The sequence below is a fragment of the Micromonospora sp. NPDC048169 genome (assembly GCF_040652815.1).
Classification (GTDB): domain Bacteria; phylum Actinomycetota; class Actinomycetes; order Mycobacteriales; family Micromonosporaceae; genus Micromonospora.
Window position 1 is genome coordinate 1 of record NZ_JBEZMS010000061.1, and the last position, 21,700, is coordinate 21,700.

Genomic DNA, 21,700 nt, shown 5'->3' on the forward strand with positions numbered 1-21,700 from the left:
GTGGGCGCGCTGTGGGGGCGGATTGGTTCTCAAACCCCCCCGCCATAGGCGGGGGGGGGGGGGGGGGGGCGGGGCCGGGGGGGGGGGGGCGGGGGGGCCCCCCCCGCCCGCCGTCCGCCCGTGTCCGGGCAGGCTAAGCACGCGAATCGAACACCTGTGCGAAGATGTCCAGGTGTCGAGCGAGGCCACCATCCTGCACGCCGACCTGGACGCGTTCTACGCCTCGGTCGAGCAGCGCGACGACCCCCGGCTGCGCGGCCGGCCGGTGATCGTCGGCGGCGGCGTGGTGCTCGCGTGCAGCTACGAGGCCAAGGCCCGGGGCGTGCGCAGCGCGATGGGCGGCCGGCAGGCGCGGCGGCTCTGCCCGGACGCCGTCGTCGTGCCGCCCCGGATGGCCGCGTACACGGCCGCCAGCCGGGCGGTGTTCGAGATCTTCCGGCACACCACCCCGCTCGTCGAAGGGCTCAGCATCGACGAGGCGTTCCTCGACGTGGGTGGGCTGCGGCGGCTCGCCGGGCCGCCGGCCGGCATCGCGGCCGCGCTGCGGGAGCGGGTACGCCGCGAGGTAGGACTGCCGATCACCGTCGGCGTGGCCCGGACGAAGTTCCTCGCCAAGGTGGCCAGCGGCGTGGCCAAGCCGGACGGGCTGCTGGTGGTGGAGCCGGAGCGGGAACTGGCGTTCCTGCACCCGCTGCCTGTCGAACGGCTGTGGGGCGTCGGCCCGGTCACCGCCGCCCGGCTGCGCGAACGCGGCATCCGTACCGTCGGCCAGGTGGCCCGGCTGGACGAGCCGGCGGTGGTGTCGCTGGTCGGCGCGGGCGCCGGCCGGCACCTGCATGCCCTGGCGCACAACCGTGACCCCCGGGCGGTGCGGGTGGGCCGCCGCCGCTCGTCGATGGGCGCGCAGCACGCGCTGGGACGCGGGCCGCACTCCCCCGCCGACCTGGACGCGGTGCTGGCCGGCCTGGTCGACCGGGTCACCGGGCGGATGCGCGCCGCCCGGCGCACCGGCCGCACCGTGACGCTGCGGCTGCGCTTCGCCGACTACACCCGGGCCACCCGGTCGCACACGCTCGACGAGCCGACCGCGCAGACCGGGCCGCTGCGGACCGCCGCCCGTGACCTGCTGCGCGCCGCGCTGCCGCAGATCGCGGAACGTGGTGTCACGCTGCTCGGCGTCTCGGTGGGCAACCTCGGCGGCGGGCACACGCAGCTCGCCCTGCCGTTCATCGCCGACCCCGGCCCGGCGCTGGACGCCGCCGTCGACGCCGTGCGGGACCGCTTCGGATCACGGGCGCTGACCCGCGGCGTGCTGCTCGGCCGCGACCCCGGCGTCGAAACGCCCCGGCTGCCGGACTGACCGGGTCACTCCTCGATCGCGCCGCCCACCGCGCGCAGGTGCGCCCGGAACGTCAGCGCCGGGTCGGCCGTCCGGGCCGCCAGGTACGCGGCGAACCCGACCTGCTCGCGCAGCGACTGCCCGGCCCGGATCCGGTCGGCCTGCCGCCGCTCGGTGTCCCGGATGGACTCGGCCAGGCCGACCAGCTCCCCGGCCCGGTCGGCGGGTACGAACAGCACGCCGTCGTCGTCGGCCAGCGCCAGATCCCGAGGGCCGACTGTGAACGGGCCGACCCGGGCGTGCTCCAGCGCCCCGTCCGGGCGCGGGTCCAGTTCCAGCGGCCCGCTCGGGGTGGCGCCGAGGCTGAACACCGGCAGGCCGACCGCGACCAGGTCGGCGGTGTCGCGGTGCGTGCCCCACACCACCAGCCCGGCCAGGCCGGCGGCCCGCGCCTCCAGCACCACCAGGTCACCGACGCAGGCCCGGTCGGTGCGCCCGCCGTCGTCGACGACGAGCACGTCCCCGTCGGCGGCCTGCTCGATCGCCTCCAGGAAGACGTCCACGCTGCCGGCGTGCCGGGCCGGGCGCACCGGGCCGGCCAGGCGCCGGCCGGGCAGCACCGGGACGACGGCGACCGGGGCGCAGCGGACGGGGACGCCGGCGCGCAGGCAGGCGTCGGCGACGTGGGCGGTGCTCAGCGCGGCGAAACGCGTGGCCGGCTCGTCGTGACGGATGTCCATACGCCGACGCTAGCCAGCCGCGGCGGCGCGGGCAGGTGCCAGTCGGCACCCGGTGGCCTGCGGGGCCGGCGGGCCGCCCCCGGGTTCCCGGCGCCGTGGCGGGTCAGCGCCCGAACGTGCGGTCGAGCAGGTCGAACAGGGCCGTCCAGTGCCGCCGCGTGGCCGGCTCGTCGTACATCGGGGTGTCCGACTGGGTGTAGCCGTGGCGGGCGCCGGCGTACACCTCGGAACGGTAGGTCACCCCGGCGGCGTCCAGCGTCTTCTCCAGCGTGGCGATCTGCTCGGCGGTCATCGACGGGTCGGCGTCGGCGTGCCCGAAGTACAGTTCGCCGGTCACCGCGCCGACGGCCAGGTGCGGGCTGTCCGGGGCGTCGGTGACCACCCGCCCGGCGTGGAACGCGGCCACCGCGGCGATCCGGTCCGGGAGCGCCTCGATCGCGCGCAGCGCGTTCGTGCCACCCATGCAGTAGCCGGTGATCACCGCCGGGCCCGGCGCGACATCCGGGCGGGCGGCGAGGAAGTCCAGGTAGGCGGCGGTGTCGCGGGCCACCGCATCCGGCGTCAACGCGGCCATCATCGGCCCGATCCGCTCGAACAGGGCGGCCCGGCGGCTGTCGTCGGCGAGCGCGCCGAGGTCGACCAGCGGCGCGCGCCCGGAGCGGTGGAACAGGTTGGGGGCCAGCACCACGTAGCCGCGTGCGGCGATCATGGCGGCCATCTCCGCCACCCGGGGCCGCAGCCCGAACGCGTCCATGAACAGCAGGACGGGCGGGAAGGGCCCGGCGGCCTCCGGCACGGCCAGATAGGCGTCGGCCGTCCCGTCCGGGGTGGGCACGTCCACGGTCGTCGGCTGCACTGTCGGGGCCTCCTCGCTGCGGGTTCGCGCTGCACGCTACCCGGGCTCGGCGACGCCGGCACCCCGAGGGCTGACCGGCCGTTTGCGGAAGTCCAGGGCGGGAATCCCGCACTCCCGGCGGAGGAAGGCGGCGAGATGGACCATGATCAGTTCATCGACGCGGTGGCCCAGCGGTGCGGCGCGTCCACCGAGCAGGCCACCGCGATCACCCGGGCCACGTTGACCACGCTGGCCGAGCGCATCGACGGCGGGGAGGCCCGCGACCTCGCGGACCGGCTGCCGGAGGCGCTCCGGGCGTACGCGTTCGGCCCGGTCGAGGACGCCGAGCCGTTCGGGCTCGACGTGTTCGTGGAGCGGGTGAGCGGGCGCGCCGACGTGGACGCCGACGCCGCCCGGGACGGGGTCACCGCGGTGTTCGACGTGCTGCGCGACGCCGTCGACCCGGCCGCCTACGCCCAGGTCGTCGGGCAACTCCCGGCCGAGTACGGCGAGGTCGCCGACCAGAGCGCCAGGTATCTGACCGGTCAGTGATCCGGGCTGTCCGGGCGGGCCATCAGCCGCAGCGCGTTCGGGTCCAGGCCGATGCGGACCGGGGTCCGCCCGTAGGGCTCGCCGTCGACCTCGATGCGGGCCGGCCGGTCGGTGTCCAGCCACAGCTGGCGTACCGCCAGGAACGGCTCCTCGCCGAGCGTGCGGCGGTGGCCGGCCGCCGCGTTGCGCGCCGTCTCGCGCAGCAGCCCGCGCCGGGTCGGCCCACCCACCGGGTACGCGACCAGCAGCCGGTCGTCGGCGGTGGCGTCGGCGGTGATCGGGCGGCCGGCGTGGAAGCCGCCGTTGGCCACGTACACCTGGTGGGTGGTGAACGTGTGCTCGCGGCCCTCGGCGCGGACCGTCACGGCCAGCGGCCGGTGCCGGGCCAGCAGCCCCAGCCCGGTCAGCGGATACGCGAGCCGCCCGGCGACCCGTTTCAGCCGCGGCGGCGCGGCCCGCATGATGTCGGCGGACAGCCCGATCCCGACGTGGTTGGTGAACCGGGTGTCACCGATCAGGCCCAGGTCGACGTCGATCACCTTCCCGTCGGTGAGGATGCCGATCGCGGCGTCCAGGTCGAGGGGGACGCCGACGGTGCGGGCGAAGTTGTTCGTGGTGCCCAGCGGCAGCAGGCCCATCGCGACGTCCCGGTGGGCGAGCAGCCGGGCCGCCGCGCCGACGGTGCCGTCGCCGCCGCCGGTGACAAGCAGGTCCGGGCCCAGCCCGGCGGCCTCGGCGAGGACCCGGTCCAGTTCGCCGGGCCGGTCCACGGGGTACGCGCCGAGCAGCGTGAACCCGGCCGCGCGCAGGCGCGAGTGGACGGTGTCGTAGAGCCGCCGGCCACGGCGGGAGTGGGCGTTGACCACGAGCGCCGCCCGCCGCCGTTCCCGGATCGCCGTCGACAGCTCCTGCTTGGTCCGCACGGTTGCGACAGTAGCCGCCCCCGCGGTCGTGGGCCGGTTGCGCTGCCGACGTTGACGGGGTTGGTTATCGTCGCGACGGCCGTGATCGTCGATCTTCCAGGATGGTGCCCAGATGAACCAGCCGGCAGCGCCGCAGGCGACAGCACCGGTGCCCCCGCCCATGCAGCCCAAGCGCCCGGCGCGGACCCTGATCGGGCTGGCGCTGATCGTACCGGCGGCGATCGCCTGGATCTGGTCGTACGTCCTGCCGACGCTGTCCACAGTGGCTCGCAGCTTCCAGGGTGACGGGCCGCGCGGCTCGGGCGAGTCGGTCGGTACGGCGAACTACGAGGCCGCTTTCACCTCCGGGTTCGTCGGCCAGGTCGGGTTCGCGGTGCTGCTCGGGCTGATCCCGCTGGTGGTGGCGCTGCTCGCCGCGCCGCTGCTCGCCGTCCTCGCCGACCGGGCCGGCCGGGTCGCACGCCTTGTCACCCGGGGCGTGCTGGCCCTGCCGCTCGCCGCGTACGCGCCGGTCGCGGTGTTCCTCGGCCGGCGCGCCGAGGGCATCGAGGACGGCACCCTCACCCAGGATCTGCAGTCCCCCCGGGCGTTCCTCGTCTCGGCGCTGGCACAGGTGACGTTCGGGCTGGTCGTCGCGGTGGCCGCGACCGTCTACCTGAGCGCCCTGCGCCGCCGCGACCCCGACCAGCGACCCGCGCCGGCCATGCTGGCTGTCGGCGGGCTGCTCGGCCTGGGCGTCCTCGCCGCCACCCTGCAGACCTACACGGCCCCGTACATCCTGACCGGCGGCGGACCGCGCGGCGACGACACGGCGACGCCGGTGTTCACCGCCGTGCAGACCACCTTCCGGACGATGCGCTTCGGTGTCGGGTCCGCGACGTCAACGCTGCTGCTGGTGCTGCTCGGGCTGCTCGGGCTGGCCGCGGTGGCGCTCATCCTGGTCACCCGGCTGCGCATCGAGTTCGACGGCTGGCGGGACCGCCCGGCCGACCGGGAGGCGGAGTCCTACTCCGGCCGCCGTCCGCTGTTGGTCGGCCTGACCGCTGTCGCGCTCGTCGTCGTCCTCGGCGTGACCGTCTGGGCGTTGTCGCCGTGGCTGGGGAACCTCTCCTCCGACACCGGGCCCCTGCCCAAGGGGGTCGAGACGTCGAACCTGTTCGCCAACACCTGGGTGCCGCCGCTGCTGTCCACACTCGTCGCGGTCACGCTCGCCGCGCTGGCCGGGTTCGGGATCGGCGCGCTGCGACCGCTCGGACGCTGGAGCGAACTGCTGCTGGTGCCGTTCGCGCCCTGGTTGTTCGTCGGTGCCGGCCCGCTGGCCATCGCCAATTTCGAACGCACGATGGAGCGCGAACAGCTGGGCCTGTTCCTCGGCCTGGTGCCGCCCACCTGGCTGTCGGTGCCCGCGCTGTTCGCGTTCACGCTGCTGTTCCGGGGCCAGCACGAGCGGTGGCGCTCCGGCGGTGGCGCCGGCCGTACGCTGCTGCTGCCGGCGCTGCCGATGCTGGCCGTGACCGCGTTGCCGACCTGGCTGGCACACGCCCAGTCGCCGCTGTGGGCGACGCTGGTGGGCCGGGGCCCGGACAGCCTCACCGCTCCCGCGCTGGTGAACATGATCGCCAGCCGCGCCTTCGGCGCCGGGGGCGAGCTTCCGCTGGGCCTGGTCCTGCCGCTGCCCATGCTGATCCTGTTCGTGTTGCTGTTCGTCGCGCTCATGGTCGGCTACGTGGATCGGCTCGCCATCCGGGTGGGGCGGCGCGGCGGCGCGGACGCGCCACCCGCCGGTGCGGGCGAGGCCGTCGGCAAGGTCACCGCATAGGGAAACCCCCGATTACGGGCGGTGACGTCGCGCCTAGCGTCGCTGGCATGGCAACTGACGCGCTCACACCGGCCCGGACCGCCCGCCTCCACCGCGCCCGCCTGGCGCTGCCCCTGGTGCTGCTCGCCCTGCTGGCGCCGGCCGGGTGCGACTCCGGCGGCGACGTGCTCGACGGGGGCTCGGCCGACTCCGTGGCGGGCGAGGACGGCGGCGACGCCGACGCGGGTGCGGTGGACGACGTCCGGCCGCCGTGCCCGTTCACCGCCGCCCAGGTCTCCGAACTGGTCGACCGGAAGCTGCGCGACGAGGGCAACTGCTCGTTCGGCGACGGCATCGCCCAGCTGGCGGTCACCACGGCCTCGGCCACCGCCGGCAAGGCCACCTACGACTACCAGCACGAGCAGGCCGGCCAGCAGTACGAGAAGGTCGTCGACCTGGACCGGGGCGAGCGGGGCTACCTCGCGGTCAAGGACGTACGCGGCGAGGCGGTGCTGATCGACGGCAGGGGCACGTACACGGTGACCATCAGCAGCTTCGGCGGCGGCACGGCCGGCAACGAACAGATCCTGCGTCGCGCCCTCGACGCGATCCCGGCCTGAGCGGGGCAGCCATGCGAACCCGCCGACTGACAGCGCTCGCGCTGGCCGCGATCCTGTTCACCGCGTCCGCCGGCTGCGGCGGCGACGAACCGCCGGCTGCCGGTGGCGCCGCACCCGGTACGGGCACGCCGGTCGCGGACCCGACCGGGGCGGCGCCGGCCGAGCCGAGCGCCGAACCGGTGGACGGCGCCGCCGATGCGCCGCAGGCGTGCACGCTGGTGTCGAAGGACGACGCCGAGCGCCTCGCCGGCACGCCGCTGGAGGAACCGGTGGTGGCTGGGCAGTCCTGCACCTACACCGGGCCGACGAGCGGGCCGACCGCCCAGGTCGAGGCGTTCGTGGGCGAGGGTGCCAAGAAGTACCTCGACATCGAACGGCAGCTCGGGCACGAGATCCGCGAGCTGCCCGGCGTGGCCGACGAGGCGCTGCTCACCTATGAGGCGTTCTTCCTGCGCAAGGGCGACCTGTGGGTCGCGGTGCGGCTGGTGCGGCTCAACGACCCGCAGGAGAACAAGGCGCCGCTGGAACGGCTCGCCCGTACCGTCGCCGGCCGGATGTGAGGCGGCCGGTGCGTGGCCGTCGTCTGCTCGCGGCCGGAGTGGCGGTGCTGCTCGTGGTGACCGGCTGCGGCGGCGGTCCCGCGCCCGGCCCGGCCGAGGCGGGCGACGGGGAGCAGACCCGATACGGGCAGGCCCCGGCGCCGGGCAAGGACGTCACGCTGCAACCGGACGTGGTGCTGGTCGGTGGCGGCAGCCGGACCGTGCGGTCGGTGAGCCCGGACGGGCTGACCTGGCGGCTCGACCCGGACGCGCGGGACGCCGACCGGCTCGCGCCCGGCCGCGTCATGTTCCTCACCGGACGCGGCGTGGGCCGGGTGCTCGACCTGGCGGAGGACGGCGGCGACCTGGTCGTCACGATCGGGCCGGTCACGCTGACCGAGGTGATCCGGGACGGCACGTTCGGCGGCGACGCCGTCACGCTCGACCGCCCGACCGTCTACGTGGCGGGTGAGCCGTCGTGGACCCGGGAGGTCGCGGCGGCAGGTGGCACGCTCGGCCGCTCCGGTCCGCTCGCCGTCACGCCCGCGCAGCCGCCACCCGCGCCGGGCGGGCAGGCGGGCGCCACCGCCCACGGCTACCGGGTACGGACGTTCTGCTGCGCCGGTGGCGTCGGCACGCACTTCACGTACGACGACGGCGGGCTCCGGCTGGCCGGCACCGTGACACTGACGGTCGGGCGGCCCACCGCGTCGTTCCACCTGGCCATCGGCGCCGGCCGGGTGAACCGGGCCGAACTGGAGATCGGTGGCGGCTTCGGCATCAGGGTGGACTTCACCGCCGGCGTCGACGGCGGGCAGAACCACCGCCGCACGTTCCCGGTCCCGGTCGACATCGCGTTCCCGATCGGGCTGGTCGCCGGCCTGCCGCTGTCGTTCACGGTGAACCAGACGCTCGAGGTGGCCACCGCGTTCGGCGCGCGCCGGGGCACGTTCCGCGGCGCCGGCGAGTACGCGCTCGCGGGCAAGCTCGGGTTCGGCTACGCAGGCGGCCAGGTGGGCTCGCGCGTGACGGAGGGCTTCGCCCGCCGGGTGAGCCTGCTCGACTCGCTCACCGGCGTGCCGGTGGGTGTGATGGGACTGGTCGTCCGGCACGGCGTGCGGTTCACCATGGGGATCAGCGCGTTCCTGTTCACCGCCGGGATCTGGTTCGAGCTGGTCACCTCGTACGGTGCCACGATCGGTTCCGCGCTCGGTGCCCCCGTACGCGCTGTGCCGGGGCGTCGGGCTCGGTGTGCGGGCGCGGTTCGGCATCGGCTACCGCATCCTCGAACCCGTCGTCCAGGTGATCAACAAGTTCCTCAGCCTGCTCAGCCCGTCCCGGGCGCCACGGATACCGCCGATAGTGGCGGCGGGCGGGCCGAGCTGGAGCGCCGACGTCTACCGCAACCAGGAGGTGATCCCGCCCGTCTCGATATGCGGACAGCTTCCGGGCTAGGCCGCGCCGACGCTGGGTTCGGGGGCGCGGCTGTGCCACCATCCCGCCATGGACGCCGCACTGGTCGGCCGCGACGCGGTCGTCGAGCGGGTGTGGCGTGCCCTGACCGCCGGTACGCCGGTGCTGCTCGACGGTCCGAGCGGCATCGGCAAGACCGCGCTGTGGCGAGCGGTGGTCGCCCACGCCGGGCGGGCCGGCTGGCGGGTGCTGTCCACCGCGCCCACCGAGGCGGAGACCGCGCTGCCGTACGCGGCGCTGGCCGACGTGCTGCGCCCGCTCGCCGACGCCCTGCCGGGGCTGCCCGCGCCGCAACGGGTCGCCGCCGACATGGTGCTGCTGACCGGCGAGCACGACGGCGCGGTGGACGAGCGGGCGGTGGGCGCGGCCACCCGTACGCTGCTCGACGCGGCGGTCACCGGCGCGCCCCGGGTACTGCTCGCGGTCGACGATCCGCAGTGGCTGGACCCGCCGAGCGCCCGGGCGCTGCGGTTCGCGCTGCGCCGGCTGACCCGGTGGCCCGCCGTCCTGGCCACCCACCGCACCGGGGACAGCCCGCCGGTCCCGGTGCCGCTCGGGCTTGACGACGACCCGGCCGGACGGCACCGGCTGCTACGCGCCGACGTGCCACCGCTCCCCCCGCCCGACCTGCACCGCGTCCTGGCGGCCCGGCTCGGCGGCACGCTCAGCCGCCCGCTCACCGACCGGCTGGCCCGCGACGCCGGCGGCAACCCACTGCTCGCCATCGAACTGGCCCGGGCGGTGCTGCGGCTGCCCCGCCCGCCCGCGCACGACGAGGACCTCCCCGTACCGTCGTCGTTGCGCCTGCTGCTCGCCGAGACGCTGCGGGCGCTGCCCGGCCCGAGCCGGGACGCGGTGCGGCTGGCCGCGCTGCTGACCGTGCCGACGCCGCGGGACCTGGCGGCGGCGGGCGTGCCGGCCGGGGCGCTGGACGCGGCCGAGGACGCCGGGCTGGTGGTGGTCGCGCCGAGCCGGATCGACTTCGCGCACCCCCGGTACGCGGCGGCGGTGCGCGAGAGCATCCCGCCGGGCGCCCGGCGGCGCCTGCACGCGCTGCTCGCGGACGCGGTCGCCGACCCCGACGAGCGGGCCCGGCACCTGTCCCGGTGCACCGTCACGCCGGACGCCGCGGTCGCCGCCGACCTGGCCGCCGCGGCGGCCCGGCAGCGGCTGCGCGGCGCGTCAGCGCTCGCCGCCGACTGGTACGACCGGGCGGCCGAGCTTACCCCGCCGGCGGCGACCGCCGACCGGAACCGGCGCCGCCTCGACGCGGTGCAGTGCCGCATCGACAGCGGCGACTACGCGGCGGCCGGCCGGGCCGCCGAGGCGGCGGCCGGCGAGCTGACCGGCGCCGAGCGGGGCGAGGCCCTGCTGTTGCGCGCGCTCGTCGCCTGGTGCGCCGACGACCTGGTCACCGCCGTGCGCGTGGCCGAGCAGGCGCTCGCCGCCGCCGGGCCGGACGGGGACCTGGCCGGGCGCATCCACACCCACCTGACCATGTTCCACGACCAGCCGGAGACCGCCCGCCGGCACGCGCGCGCGGCGATCACCCGGCTGTCCGACCGGGACGAGCACCGCCCGCTGCTCACCGCCGCGCTGCTGCTGCTGTTCTTCCACGAGGTACGCGCCGGCGGCCCGACCCCCGTCGACCTGCTGGAACGGGCGCTGGCACTGGAGGCGGGTGAACCGTCCTACCTGGCCGGTTCGGTGCCGGCGATCTGGTGGAAGGCGGTCGACGACCACGACCGGGCGCGGGCCCGGCTGCACCTGATGCTGGACCTGGCGGTGGCGCGCGGCGACGACCCGCTGCGGCACGAGGTGCTCACCCACCTCGGCGAGACGGAACTGCTGGCCGGGCGGTTCGCCGAGGCCGGCACGCACATCGCCGCGGCGCGGGATCTGGGTGAGCAGCTGGGCACCGGGCTGGTGGGCGAGAGCTGGCTGGCCGGCATGCTCGACGCGCACCGGGGACGGCTGGCGCGGGCGGGCGCCGCCGCCGACGGGTTGCGCCGCGACGACGACCTCGGCGACGCGTGGAGCCGCCGGCTGCACCACCAGCTCACCGGCCTGGTGGCGCTGGCCTCCGGCGAGTGGGCCACCGCCGCGACGGCGTACGGCGCGCTCGCCGCCGACCTGGACGGGTCGGGCATCGCCGAACCGTTGGGGCAGCGCTTCGAACCCGACTGGATCGAGGCGTGCGTGGGCGCCGGTGACCTGGACACCGCGCACGCCGCGCTGGACCGGCTGGCCCGCCGCCACCGCCGGCTGCCGCGCCCGTGGACGACGCTCGGGCTGGCCCGCAGCCGGGTGCTGCTGGCCGGGGCGACCGGCGCGGACCCGGGCGACGCGCTGGACGCGCTGGCCCAGGCCCGGGCGGCGGTGCCGGAGACGGTGCTGCCGCTGGACCGGGCCCGCTGCCTGCTCGCCGCCGGGCGCGCGTACCGGCGGGTCCGTCGCCGGCGGGAGGCGCGGGCGGCGCTGGACGCGGCGGTGGCCGAGTTCGACGCGCTCGGCGCGTCCGCGTTCGCCGACCGGGCGCGGGCGGAGCTGGGCCGCGTCGGCGCCCGCACCCCGGCACCGACGGCGCTGACCGCCACCGAGGAGCGGGTCGCCCGGCTCGCCGCGCGGGGCCAGACCAACCGGCTCATCGCCGACGCGCTCTACATCAGCCCGAAGACGGTGGAGGCCAACCTGGCCCGGGTCTACCGCAAGCTGGGCATCGCCAGCCGCGCCGAGCTGGGCGCGGCGATGGGCCGCCCGCCGGGCGACTGAGGCGGTCAGGACACGGCGAGCGCGTCCAGGTGCGCGCCGAGCAGTTCCCGGGCACGCCCGGGCGGCATCCGGTCCGGGTAGAGCAGCGTGTGCAACGCGAGCCCGTCGAGCAGGGCGTGCAGCCGGGCGACGGCGTCCTGGTCGGCGACCGGCTCCCCGGTGACCAGCGTGACGGCGAACTCGACGGCCCGGCGGATGCCGTCGTCCGCCTCGGCCGTCCGGGCCCGCGCGACCGGGTCGCTCTGGGCGCGCGCGGCGAGCAGCAGCCACACCTCGGCCTCACGGACGCGCTGGCGGTCAAGGGGCAGCAGTTGCTCCAGGATCCGCTGGGCGACCTCACGCGGGCTGCCGGTGCGGTCGCCGGTGGCGATCCGCTCGGCCGCCTCGGCCTGCACGTGCTCCATGGCGAACACCAGCAGCTCGGTCTGGGTGGCGAAGTAGTGCCGCAGCGCGCTCGGCGACCAGCCGGCCTCGGCGGCGATGCTGCGCACCGTGGCGGCGCCGACGCCGTCGCGGTAGACGACCCGCCACATCGCCCGCGCCAGCTCGGCACGGCGCGCGTCGTGGTCGACGATCTTGGGCACGGGCCCCTCCGGAACCTCGTTGACGGCCGCTGTTACGGTTATCGCACAGCGTACTAAAAAGGGGGCCGCATGCTCGTCGCAGTGATCGTCGGATGCGAGGTGGCGTTCTGGGTGGTGCTGCTCGCCGGATTGATCGCCCGTTACCCGCTGCGACGGCCCCGCCTCGGCGCCGCCCTGCTGATCGCCGTGCCAGTGGTCGACCTCGTGCTGCTGGCCGCCACGATGATCGACCTGCGCCGGGGCGCGACCGCCACGTTCGCCCACGGCCTCGCCGCCGCGTACCTCGGGTTCTCGGTGGCGTTCGGGCACAGCATGGTGCGCTGGGCCGACCAGCGGTTCGCGCACCGGTTCGCCGGCGGCCCTCCCCCACGCCGGGCACCCCGGTACGGGATGGCGCGGGCCCGGTACGAGTGGCGCGAGTGGGGCAAGGGCATGCTCGGCTGGGCGGTCGCCTGCGCCGTGCTGCTCGCCGGCATCGCCGTGGTCGGCGACACCGACCGCACCGCCGAGCTGTGGGCCTGGGCCGGCCGGCTCACCGTGGTGATGGCCGCCTGGCTGGTGTTCTGGCCGGTCGCCTACACCGTCTTCCCGAAGCGGGCGCCGCGCGACGCGTGACGCTCACCCCTTAGGCGCGGCGGGGCCGGGCGGTCAGATGGCGTCCGGCCAGGCGGCGCGGACCAGTGCGGGCAGCACCTCGCCGGCCGGGCCGCGCACGTTCACCGCGCAGATCGCGTCCAGCGGCGTCGGCACCGGGTTCACCTGCACCACCGGGGCACCGAGGCGGGCCGCGACGAGGGGGATCTCGGCGGCCGGATGGACGAGCGCCGAGGTGCCGACAGTCAGCAGCAGGTCGCACGTGGACGCCGCCTCGACGGCCGCGCTCAGCGCGGCCTCCGGCAGCGCCTCGCCGAACCACACCACCCCGGGACGCACCGGCGCGCCGCAGCCGGCGCAGGCGGGCGGTGTCAGCGGCCCGTCCGGCGGTGCCGGCGCGTGCGGTTCCGGCCCGGCGTGCTGGACCGGCGGGCCGGCGGGTGGCGGCAGGTCGGACGGCAGCGGCGCGGGGCGGGCGCAGGCCGAACAGCGGGGCGCGAACAGGCTGCCGTGCAGGCGTACCGGAGCCGGCACACCACCGCGCTCGTGCAGGTCGTCGACGTTCTGGGTGATCACCACGGTCTCCGGCAGCCGGGCCCGGATCGCGGCCACGGCCAGGTGTCCCGGGTTCGGCCGGGCCCGGCGCACCCCGTGACGGCGTGCCTCGTACCAGCCCCAGACCAGGGCCGGGTCGGTGCGGAACGCGGCGGGGGTCGCCAGCTCCCGCGGGTCGTACCGCTGCCAGAGGCCGGTCTGCGCGTCGCGGAACGTCGGCACACCGCTCTCGGCCGACATGCCGGCGCCGGTGAACACCACCGGACGCCGGGCGGCGGCGAGCAGCCGGCCCGCCTCGGCCAGCTCCGTCCCGCTCACACGTCCACCGTCAGCCGCACGTCGACCCGGTCGCCCAGTTCGATCCCCTCGGCCCGGCGCGCGGCGACGCGCAGCGGCACGACGTAACGGCCGTCCTTGGGCCACAGGGACGTCCGCCAGCCGGTGCCGCCGATGCGCACAGTCACCGGGATCATGCCCCAGCCGTAGGTGACCGACGCGGAGGCGGCCTCGATCGCCGCGCTCTGCTCGTCGGGCACCGTGACGAAGTGGTACGGCGCCGGGCCGCGCCAGAACCACACCTCGCCGCTGAACGCCAGCTCCATCCGGTCAGGATAGGGGCCGGGACCGACGTAACCCGAGCAGCCGCAGCCCGGCCGCCGTCACCCAGGCGAACAACGGGAACACGGCGACACGCTCCATGCCGCCCACCCCGATGCCGGTGTCCACCCGGGACAGGAACAGCACGGTGCCGGCGAGCCCGAGCAGGCCCAGGAGGGCGCTGACCGCCCGCAGCTCGCGCAGCAGCGGCGACCGGCCGAGCGCGGCGGCGAACAACGCCGCGTTGCCGAGCGCGAAGACCAGCAGCGCGCCCAGCACGTGAAAGTTCTCGTCCACGTCCGCCGGATAGGCTCCGGCCAGCACATACCCGAAGCCGGCGGCCACGATCGACACGACGGCGACGGCCGCGGCGCGGCCCGGGCGCAGCGCGCGGTGTGCGAGCGGCGCGCCGAGCGCGAGCAGCAGCCCGGCGCCGACGAACACGGCGTTCATGGCCGGGTGCCACGGCGAGCAGACCGGACGCGGCCGGCTGGTGTCCCACACGCCGCAGGTGACGTTGCCGAGGTCGCTGATGTTGTGCTCAGCCCAGCTGAACCGGGGTTGCTCCCAGGCCAGGCCGACGAGCACGTTGGCGGCCAGGAACGACGCGGTGGCGAGCAGCCAGCAGGCGCCCGCGAGACGGTTTCTCACCCGCCGAGTGCACCGCCTCGGGGCGCCCCGGCGCACGGGGCGTGGCGGGCCGGTTCGGGGTAGGGCCAGACCTACCCGCAGAGCGGGGTCCAGCCGGCTGGGCCGGGGGGTGCGGCCTGGCTAGCGTCGAGCCATGACCGTTGATCAAGGGCTGGCCGGTGCGCTGCGCGGTCGCCGCTACCTGCTGTCCGCGTGGCCGTGGCGGGCCTTCGCGTACGCCGTCACGACGCTGCCCCTGGCCGGCGCGGCGACGATCGGCGCCGCCGTGGTCGCCGCGCCACTGCTGCTGGTGGCCGGCGCGCTGCGGCAGGGCCGGCCGGTCGACACGAGAGCGCTGGCGGTGCTGGCCGTGCTGGCGCTGCTGACGGTGGCGCTGGCCCCGCTGGCCGGTGCGCCGGTGGCGGCGGTGGAGCGGTGGCGCCTCGGCGTGGCCGACGACCGCCCGGTGACCGCGCCGAGGTGGCGTGGGCTCGCTGCCCGCTTCACCACCGCCGCCGGGTGGCGGGAGGCCGCGTACCTGGCCGTGCTGGGGGTGGCGGTGCCGCTGGCGTACGCGATGTTCGGTGTGCTCGTGTTGCTGGACGCGGCGCTGGTGGCCGGTCCGTGGCTGGCCGGCGGCGAGGACCGGATCGTGCTGATCTGGGCGACTGTCGGCTCCCCGGCCGAGGCGGTGCCGTACGCGATCGCCGGCCTGCTCGCGGTCCCGGCCCTGGTCTACCTGGCCGGGCTGCTCGTAGCGGTCCAGGCGGAGGTGGCCCGCCGGCTGCTCGACGACGCGCCCGGCGCGACGGCGCTGCGCGAGGTGGCCCGGTCCCGGGCCCGCCTGGTGAGCGCCTACGAGGCCGAGCGCCGCCGCGTCGAGCGCGACGTGCACGACGGCGTGCAGCCGCGCCTGACCAGCCTCACCCTCCAGCTCGGGCTGGCCCGCCTCGACGTGCCGGACGACTCCCCCGCGGCGGGGCCGCTCGCGGCGGCGCACGAGCAGGCCAAGGAGCTGATGGTGACGTTGCGCGGGATCGTCCAGGGCATCCGCCCGCCGCAGCTCACCGAACTCGGCCTGGCCGCTGCCGTCGGCGACCTGGCCACCCGGTCGGTCGTCCCGGTCACCGTGCACGCCGACCTGACCCGCCCGGTGCCCGGGTTGGTGGAGACCACCGCCTGGTACGTGGTCTCCGAGACGCTCGGCAACGTCGCCCGGCACGCCGGGGCGAGGCGGGCCGAGGTGTGGCTGACCCGCGACGACCGGCGGCTGGTGGTGGAGGTGCGCGACGACGGCCGGGGCGGCGCCGACCCGGCGCGTGGCACCGGCCTGACCGGGCTCGCCGACCGGGTGGCGGCGGTGGACGGGCGGCTGTTGCTCTCCAGCCCGCCCGGTGGGCCTACCCTCGTGCGGGTGGAGCTGCCGTGCCGTCCGTGACCCGGGTCGTCCTGGCCGAGGACGAGGTGCTGCTCCGGGAGGGCCTGGTGGGCCTGCTGACCCGGTTCGGCTTCGCGGTGGACGCCGCCGTCGGCTCCGCCCCGGAACTGCTCGACGCGGTCCGCACGCACCGTCCCGACCTGCTGGTCACCGACATCCGGATGCCGCCGCAACACCGCGACGACGGCCTGCGCGCGGCGGTCGCGCTGCGCGCCGAACGCCCGGACCTCGCCGTGGTGGTGCTCAGCCAGCACGTGCAGAGCGGGTACGCCGCCGCGCTGCTCGACAGCGGCGACGGCAACCGGGTCGGCTACCTGCTCAAGGACCGGGTGGCCGACGTCGCGGAGTTCGCCGCGACACTGCGCCGGGTGGCGGCCGGCGGCACCGCCGTCGACCCGGACGTGGTGCGGCACCTGCTGCGCCGCCCGCGTGACCCGCTCGCCGCGCTGTCGCCGCGCGAGCGGCAGGTGCTGGGGCTGATCGCCGAGGGCCACTCCAACACCGCGATCGCGGCCCGGCTGCACGTCACCGAGGCGGCGGTCGGCAAGCACGTGGGCAACATCCTGGCCAAGCTCGGCCTGCCGCCGGACGAGGACACCAACCGGCGGGTGCTCGCCGTGCTCGCCTACCTGCGCGCGGCGGGCTGACCGGGCGCTACAGGCCCATCGGCACGCGGTCGGCGGCCAGCGCCCGGAAGCGCTCGCGCGGGTCGGGCACCAGCCGCCGCTCGGTGAGGTCGAGCAGGCCGCCGACGCCGCTCACCGAGGCGACCGGGGTGCCGTCGGCGCGGGTGAACTCCTGGCCGATCCGGAACGTCTTGCCCTCGCCCCAGTGGAACTCGCAGGTCACGTCGACCTCGTCGCCGCCGCGCAGCTCACGCAGGTAGCGCACCGTCACCTCCAGCGCGACCGGCCCGACCCCGCCGGCGAGCAGCCGGTCCTGGCCGATGCCGGAGGCGCGCAGGCACTCCCAGCGGGCGTGCTCGGCGTACTGGAGGTAGACCGCCTGGTTGAGGTGGCCCTGGGTGTCGAGTTCGTAGCCGCGCACGGTGACGCGTACCCGGAACGGATCTGCCATGCCGGCAGCCTAACCAGCGGCGTGGCGAAATCGGCGCGCGGTCCGGACAGCGCCGCCCCGGTCAGGCCGGCCAGGCGTGGCCGATCCCGTCGAGCAGCAGCACCACGCCCTCGGTGGCCGCCTCCCGGTCGCGGGAGATCTCCCGGTACTCCGGCGAGGTGGACCAGCGCTCGAAGTCCTCGCGGCTGTCGAACGACAGCAGGACCGCCTTCTGGTGCGGCCAGTCGCCCTCCACCACACGGGGGGCGGTGTCGGCGGCCAGCAGCTTCCCGCCGTAGCGGGCCAGCACCGGCGGGAAGGCGGCGGCATACCTGTCGTAGCGCGCCCGGTCGTGGATGGTGAGCTGTGCGAGGGCGTAGACGGTCACCGGCCCAGGCTACCGACCGCCCGAGGGCTGCGGTGTCGTCCGTCAGGTCGGCCCGGACGCCGTCGCGGCCCCGACGACTCTCCGTTGTGGTCTGGCGAGAACGGTGCTGACCTGCGGATACTGATGACAGGCTCGCGCCCGCCCCGCGCCGGGTGGGGGGAAAGAGGTGGGGCACATGATCGGACACGAGACCCAGCCGCAGGCCGTACCCGGGCCCCGCGGCACTCCGGAGGACCACCCGGCCCCACCCGCCGCGCCGGTTCCCCGCGCGGTGTGGCAGGTCCGCGTGCGGACCAAGCTCGACGACCTGTACGAGCAGCTCACCGCGCTGTCCCAGCGCGACCCCGAGCGGATATCGGCGCTGCGCGCGCTGCTGTCGCCGGTGGAGGGGGTGCTCGGACGCAGCGGCGTGGTCGAGTGGTTGCGCGGCGGCAAGCTGGAGTACGCGTGGCAGACGATTCATGCCGTGGAGCGGGCCATGGTGGCGCTGCGCACCGGGGACGAGCTGATCGGGCTGCTGCCCGCGTACCGCAGCGCGGCGGCACAGGTCCTGCCGCCGGACGACAAGGTGTTCACCGACCTCGACCCGGTGGCCGGCGGGATGTCCGAGGCGCTGCTGCGCGCCCGGGTGCAGGGGCTGCTGACGCGCTACCACTCCGCCTCCGACGAGTTCCACGAGTCGGCCCGGCGGCTGCGGAACCGGATCCTGGGGCTGTCGGTGTTCGCGCTGGTGGCAGAGGTCCTGATGGTGCTGGTGCAGTGGCGCAGCACCGACGTGCGGCTGCTGGAGGCGCCGGGCGACGCCGGTGGCGTGCCGGCCTGGCGGTTGCTGTCCTTCGTGCTGATCGCCGGGGCGCTCGGCGCGTTCCTCAGCGCGCTTCCGTCGATGATCACCGCACGGTCCGGCGGGCTGCCCTACAAGCTGCCGTTCCAGCAGGGGCTGCTGAAGCTCGCCATCGGCCCGCTGGTGGCGTTGGTCGGGATCATGCTGGTCGTCGGCGGCCTGGTGGAGGCCAGCGTGAGCAGCACCGCCGCGCTGCTCGGCCTGGCGATCGTGTTCGGCGCCGGGCAGCAGGCGGTCACCGCGTTCGCCGACCGGCGGGCGGCCGAACTGCTCGGCCCGGCGGCCAGGAGCTGATGCGGCGCGGCGGCAGCCCGGTCTGGGTAGCCTGATCCCATGATCTTCATTACCGCCAAGTTCCGGGTCCGCCCGGAAGACGCCGACAACTGGCCACGGATCGCCGCCGACTTCACCGCCGCGACCCGGGCCGAGCCCGGTTGCCTGTGGTTCGACTGGTCCCGCAGCCTGGACGACCCGACCGAGTACGTGCTGGTCGAGGCGTTCCGCGACGACGAGGCGGGCGCGGCTCACGTGCAGTCGGAGCACTTCCGGGCCGCCCAGCGCATGCTGCCGCCGCACCTGGCCGAGACGCCCCGGATCGTCAACGTGACGGTGCCGCAGCAGGACTGGTCGCGCCTGGGCGAGATGGCAGTGCCCGGCGACGCCTGACCGCTGACGGGACCGGCGCGGGGTCCGTTGTGCCGCCCGCGCGCCGGGTCAGGGGATCGTCAGGCCGTACGCGGCGAGGATCTCCAGGATCGGCTGGTAGTAGCTGGTGCCGCCGCTCACGCAGGTGCCGCTGCCACCGGACAGGACGCCCAGGACGGTGCCGGTCGCGGCCACGTAGAGCGGGCCGCCGCTGTCGCCCGGCTCGGCGCAGATGTTCGTGCGGATGAGCCCGGTGACGCTGCCCTCGGCGTAGTTGACAGTCGCGTTCAGCCCGGTGACCGAGCCGCACCGCACGCCCGTGGTGGCGCCGCTGCGGCAGACCGCCTGCCCGACGTACGCACTGCCGGCGGCGGTGACGGTGACCTGCCCCGGGTGGGTGTAGACAGCGCTCGGGTGGGCGACGGTGCCCGTGTAGCGGACCACCCCGTAGTCGTTGCCGGGGAAGCTGCTGCCGGTCCGGCTGCCCAGCACCGTCGTCCCGGCGCCGTCGGCGTACCAGGTGGCGGCCAGTCGGGTGCAGTGCCCGGCGGTCACGAAGTACCAGGTGGTGCCGCTGCGCACGTTCGCGCCCAGTGAGCAGCGCCCACCGCCGCCGTAGACGGCCTGGCCGCCGGCGATGAGCGGGCGCAGCCGCCCGGGTTCGTGGCGCAGCACCGCGCCGGCCCGGGCGGCGGTCCGGCGCAACACGGCCAGCTCGCGCCCGCGTACCGTGTCGTCGGCGGCGACCGTCAACCGGCCGGTGGCCGGGTCGTGCCCCCAGGCGGTGCCGGGCGTGCGGATCGCGGCGAGCGCTGCGGGCACGGGCGGCGGCGCGGTGCCGGCCCGGGCGGCCGCCGGGGCGCCGGCGAGCAGCACGGTGAGGACGAGTACGACGAGCGCGGGTCGGCGCATCCGGGGACCTCCCCATCGTCTGCGGTCGATTCGTCTAGCATCGTCCCGGTGGCGCGATCGACTCAAGCGGCAGAACCGGCGACCACCGAAACTTCCGGAGCCGCGCCCGGTGGCACCCACACGTCCGGTCACCGCGCCCGCCCGCGGATTCCCCCCGTCCGGCCGGCGCCGCCCGCCGCGATGTCGACGCATCGAGGTGATTAATTTTTCGGAACGCTTCCGGTAGGCTTCGGGCAGAGATTCGCTTCGATCCACTCACGATGTGCGCGGGAGTCACTCCCCTACCTGGCGCGGCCACCGGGCGGCCGCGCGGAGCCGACATCGTGGCGGGCGGTGGCCGAGGCGAGCCGATCCCATTGACAGGCTAGAGAGGCGTTCAGATGGACAAGGTGCTCGCCCGCGGCAGCGGGAGCGCGGCAGCCCGGTCACGCCCGCGAACCGCTGTGGTCGCGATGATGGCGGGGGCCGCGGTGGTCGCCGCCACGATAGCGGCGGCGACAAGTGCCAGCGCCGGCACGACGCTCGGCGCGTCGGCGGCGGAACAGGGCCGCTACTTCGGTACGGCGGTCGCGGTGAACAAGTTGTCCGACGGCACGTACGTCGGCATCCTCAACCGCGAGTTCAACATGGTCACCGCCGAGAACGAGATGAAGTGGGACGCCACCGAGCCGTCCCGCAACCAGTTCAACTACACCAACGGCGACCGGCTCGTCGCGCACGCCCAGGCCAACGGCATGCGGGTCCGCGGACACGCGCTGCTCTGGCACCAGCAGCAGCCCGGGTGGACGGGTAGCCTGTCCGGCAGCGCGCTGCGCGACGCGATGATGAACCACGTCACCCAGGTCGCCACCCACTACCGGGGCAAGATCTACGCCTGGGACGTGGTGAACGAGGCGTTCGACGACGGCAACAACGGTGCCCGCCGCAACTCGAACCTCCAGCAGACCGGCGGCGACTGGATCGAGGCCGCGTTCCGTGCCGCCCGCGCCGCCGACCCGGGCGCCAAGCTCTGCTACAACGACTACAACATCGACAACTGGAACTGGGCCAAGACTCAGGCCGTCTACAACATGGTGCGCGACTTCAAGTCCCGGGGCGTGCCGATCGACTGCGTCGGCCTCCAGTCGCACTTCAACAGCGGGTCGCCGTACCCGAGCAACTACCGCACCACGCTGCAGAACTTCGCCGCGCTCGGCGTCGACGTGCAGATCACCGAGCTGGACATCGAGGGTTCGGGCAGCAGCCAGGCCACCGCCTACGGCAACGTGACCCGGGACTGCCTGGCCGTGGCGCGCTGCAACGGCATCACGGTCTGGGGCATCCGGGACACCGACTCGTGGCGGGCCAGCGGCACCCCCCTGCTGTTCGACGGCAGCGGCAACAAGAAGCAGGCGTACACCGCGGTGCTGAACGCGCTGAACGAGGGCGGCACCCCGCCGCCCACGACCGCGCCGCCGACCAGCACCCCGCCCACGTCGACGCCGCCGACCAGCACGCCGCCGACCAGCGAGCCGCCGACGACTCCCCCGCCGACCGGCGCCTGCACCGCCACGATCACCACCAACCAGTGGCCGGGCGGCTTCGTCACCAACGTGCGGATCACCGCGGGTTCCAGCGGGCTCAACGGGTGGGCCGTGTCGCTCACCGTGCCCTCGGGCTCGGCCGTCACGAACACCTGGAGCGCCCAGGCCAGCGGCACCACCGGTGCGGTGACCTTCCGCAACGTGGACTACAACCGCCAGGTCGGTGCCGGTGGCACCACCGAGTTCGGGTTCCAGGGCACCGGCACGGCGCCCTCCGGCACGCCGGCCTGCGCGGCCGGCTGACCGTCGGCGCGACCCGGCACGGTGCCACCGTGCCGGGTCG

Annotated in this window: 24 protein-coding genes; 13 read left to right on the forward strand and 11 right to left on the reverse strand. The window is 75.7% G+C overall.

What is annotated here, in order from left to right:
• The first annotated feature begins 172 nt into the window (after window positions 1–172).
• Window positions 173–1,360, forward strand: a complete 1,188-nt coding sequence (gene dinB / locus AB0D28_RS28720) for a DNA polymerase IV (protein ID WP_357390864.1) — start codon at window positions 173–175, stop codon at window positions 1,358–1,360.
• 5 nt (window positions 1,361–1,365) lie between these two features.
• Here dinB and AB0D28_RS28725 read toward each other — a convergent pair whose 3' ends face one another.
• Together AB0D28_RS28725 and AB0D28_RS28730 are read right to left on the reverse strand one after the other, a co-directional pair.
• A complete protein-coding gene (locus AB0D28_RS28725; RefSeq protein ID WP_357390866.1) occupies window positions 1,366–2,079 on the reverse strand; it encodes an RraA family protein in 714 nt (237 codons plus the stop codon).
• Between the two features lie 103 nt (window positions 2,080–2,182).
• Window positions 2,183–2,935 carry a dienelactone hydrolase family protein gene (locus AB0D28_RS28730; RefSeq protein ID WP_357390868.1) on the reverse strand — a complete coding sequence of 251 codons (753 nt, stop codon included), beginning with the start codon at window positions 2,933–2,935 and terminating at the stop codon, window positions 2,183–2,185.
• A gap of 135 nt (window positions 2,936–3,070) precedes the next feature.
• On the opposite strand from AB0D28_RS28730, the gene AB0D28_RS28735 reads away from it, so the two are divergent.
• Window positions 3,071–3,466: a DUF2267 domain-containing protein gene (locus tag AB0D28_RS28735; protein ID WP_357390870.1), complete on the forward strand. Its 396-nt coding sequence runs from the start codon at window positions 3,071–3,073 to the stop codon at window positions 3,464–3,466.
• Here the strand turns inward: AB0D28_RS28735 and AB0D28_RS28740 are convergent.
• Window positions 3,460–4,389: a diacylglycerol kinase family protein gene (locus tag AB0D28_RS28740; protein ID WP_357390872.1), complete on the reverse strand. Its 930-nt coding sequence runs from the start codon at window positions 4,387–4,389 to the stop codon at window positions 3,460–3,462. The two genes, AB0D28_RS28735 and AB0D28_RS28740, sit on opposite strands and share 7 nt — an antisense overlap.
• A 112-nt stretch (window positions 4,390–4,501) precedes the next feature.
• On the opposite strand from AB0D28_RS28740, the gene AB0D28_RS28745 reads away from it, so the two are divergent.
• From AB0D28_RS28745 to AB0D28_RS28755, 3 genes are read left to right on the forward strand one after another with little or no spacing between them, the layout of a single operon-like run.
• Entirely contained in the window at window positions 4,502–6,208 is a 1,707-nt protein-coding gene (locus tag AB0D28_RS28745) for a sugar ABC transporter permease (protein ID WP_357390874.1), read from the forward strand.
• 47 nt (window positions 6,209–6,255) lie between these two features.
• Window positions 6,256–6,807 carry a hypothetical protein gene (locus AB0D28_RS28750; RefSeq protein WP_357390876.1) on the forward strand — a complete coding sequence of 184 codons (552 nt, stop codon included), beginning with the start codon at window positions 6,256–6,258 and terminating at the stop codon, window positions 6,805–6,807.
• Window positions 6,808–6,818: 11 nt separating this feature from the next.
• A complete protein-coding gene (locus AB0D28_RS28755) occupies window positions 6,819–7,367 on the forward strand; it encodes a hypothetical protein (RefSeq protein ID WP_357390878.1) in 549 nt (182 codons plus the stop codon).
• Between the two features lie 574 nt (window positions 7,368–7,941).
• Here the strand turns inward: AB0D28_RS28755 and AB0D28_RS28760 are convergent.
• A complete protein-coding gene (locus AB0D28_RS28760) occupies window positions 7,942–8,199 on the reverse strand; it encodes a hypothetical protein (RefSeq protein WP_357390880.1) in 258 nt (85 codons plus the stop codon).
• Between the two features lie 335 nt (window positions 8,200–8,534).
• Between AB0D28_RS28760 and AB0D28_RS28765 the strand changes: the two genes are divergently transcribed.
• Together AB0D28_RS28765 and AB0D28_RS28770 are read left to right on the forward strand one after the other, a co-directional pair.
• A complete protein-coding gene (locus tag AB0D28_RS28765; RefSeq protein ID WP_357390882.1) occupies window positions 8,535–8,801 on the forward strand; it encodes a hypothetical protein in 267 nt (88 codons plus the stop codon).
• Window positions 8,802–8,849: 48 nt separating this feature from the next.
• Window positions 8,850–11,591, forward strand: a complete 2,742-nt coding sequence (locus tag AB0D28_RS28770; RefSeq protein WP_357390884.1) for an AAA family ATPase — start codon at window positions 8,850–8,852, stop codon at window positions 11,589–11,591.
• 5 nt (window positions 11,592–11,596) lie between these two features.
• Here the strand turns inward: AB0D28_RS28770 and AB0D28_RS28775 are convergent, their stop codons facing one another.
• Entirely contained in the window at window positions 11,597–12,175 is a 579-nt protein-coding gene (locus AB0D28_RS28775) for a TetR/AcrR family transcriptional regulator (protein WP_357390886.1), read from the reverse strand.
• Between the two features lie 69 nt (window positions 12,176–12,244).
• On the opposite strand from AB0D28_RS28775, the gene AB0D28_RS28780 reads away from it, so the two are divergent.
• Window positions 12,245–12,790 carry a hypothetical protein gene (locus AB0D28_RS28780; RefSeq protein WP_357390888.1) on the forward strand — a complete coding sequence of 182 codons (546 nt, stop codon included), beginning with the start codon at window positions 12,245–12,247 and terminating at the stop codon, window positions 12,788–12,790.
• A gap of 33 nt (window positions 12,791–12,823) precedes the next feature.
• On the opposite strand, the gene AB0D28_RS28785 is transcribed toward AB0D28_RS28780, so the two are convergent.
• The 3 genes from AB0D28_RS28785 to AB0D28_RS28795 are packed head-to-tail and all read right to left on the reverse strand — an operon-like array spanning window position 12,824 to window position 14,572.
• Window positions 12,824–13,642, reverse strand: a complete 819-nt coding sequence (locus AB0D28_RS28785) for a Sir2 family NAD-dependent protein deacetylase (protein ID WP_357390890.1) — start codon at window positions 13,640–13,642, stop codon at window positions 12,824–12,826.
• A complete protein-coding gene (locus tag AB0D28_RS28790; RefSeq protein WP_013286479.1) occupies window positions 13,639–13,926 on the reverse strand; it encodes a DUF1905 domain-containing protein in 288 nt (95 codons plus the stop codon). The genes AB0D28_RS28785 and AB0D28_RS28790 overlap by 4 nt, the downstream gene beginning before the upstream one ends.
• A 4-nt stretch (window positions 13,927–13,930) precedes the next feature.
• Window positions 13,931–14,572: a DUF998 domain-containing protein gene (locus tag AB0D28_RS28795; protein WP_357390892.1), complete on the reverse strand. Its 642-nt coding sequence runs from the start codon at window positions 14,570–14,572 to the stop codon at window positions 13,931–13,933.
• A 133-nt stretch (window positions 14,573–14,705) separates the two neighbouring features.
• Between AB0D28_RS28795 and AB0D28_RS28800 the strand changes: the two genes are divergently transcribed.
• Window positions 14,706–15,989, forward strand: a complete 1,284-nt coding sequence (locus AB0D28_RS28800) for a histidine kinase (protein WP_357390894.1) — start codon at window positions 14,706–14,708, stop codon at window positions 15,987–15,989.
• Complete coding sequence (locus tag AB0D28_RS28805) at window positions 15,977–16,636, forward strand: response regulator transcription factor (protein ID WP_357390896.1); 660 nt, start codon at window positions 15,977–15,979, stop codon at window positions 16,634–16,636. Before AB0D28_RS28800 ends, AB0D28_RS28805 begins: the two co-directional genes overlap by 13 nt.
• A gap of 7 nt (window positions 16,637–16,643) precedes the next feature.
• On the opposite strand, the gene AB0D28_RS28810 is transcribed toward AB0D28_RS28805, so the two are convergent.
• Complete coding sequence (locus AB0D28_RS28810; RefSeq protein ID WP_357390898.1) at window positions 16,644–17,066, reverse strand: thioesterase family protein; 423 nt, start codon at window positions 17,064–17,066, stop codon at window positions 16,644–16,646.
• A 61-nt stretch (window positions 17,067–17,127) separates the two neighbouring features.
• A complete protein-coding gene (locus AB0D28_RS28815; protein WP_128138258.1) occupies window positions 17,128–17,433 on the reverse strand; it encodes a DUF1330 domain-containing protein in 306 nt (101 codons plus the stop codon).
• Window positions 17,434–17,608: 175 nt separating this feature from the next.
• Here AB0D28_RS28815 and AB0D28_RS28820 point away from each other — a divergent pair, with 175 nt between their 5' ends.
• Both AB0D28_RS28820 and AB0D28_RS28825 read left to right on the forward strand, forming a co-directional pair.
• Window positions 17,609–18,571: a hypothetical protein gene (locus AB0D28_RS28820; protein WP_357390901.1), complete on the forward strand. Its 963-nt coding sequence runs from the start codon at window positions 17,609–17,611 to the stop codon at window positions 18,569–18,571.
• A 39-nt stretch (window positions 18,572–18,610) separates the two neighbouring features.
• A complete protein-coding gene (locus AB0D28_RS28825; RefSeq protein ID WP_357390903.1) occupies window positions 18,611–18,943 on the forward strand; it encodes a putative quinol monooxygenase in 333 nt (110 codons plus the stop codon).
• 48 nt (window positions 18,944–18,991) lie between these two features.
• On the opposite strand, the gene AB0D28_RS28830 is transcribed toward AB0D28_RS28825, so the two are convergent.
• Window positions 18,992–19,834: a S1 family peptidase gene (locus AB0D28_RS28830; RefSeq protein ID WP_357390905.1), complete on the reverse strand. Its 843-nt coding sequence runs from the start codon at window positions 19,832–19,834 to the stop codon at window positions 18,992–18,994.
• Window positions 19,835–20,214: 380 nt separating this feature from the next.
• On the opposite strand from AB0D28_RS28830, the gene AB0D28_RS28835 reads away from it, so the two are divergent.
• Entirely contained in the window at window positions 20,215–21,660 is a 1,446-nt protein-coding gene (locus AB0D28_RS28835; protein ID WP_357390908.1) for an endo-1,4-beta-xylanase, read from the forward strand.
• Window positions 21,661–21,700 lie beyond the last annotated feature (40 nt).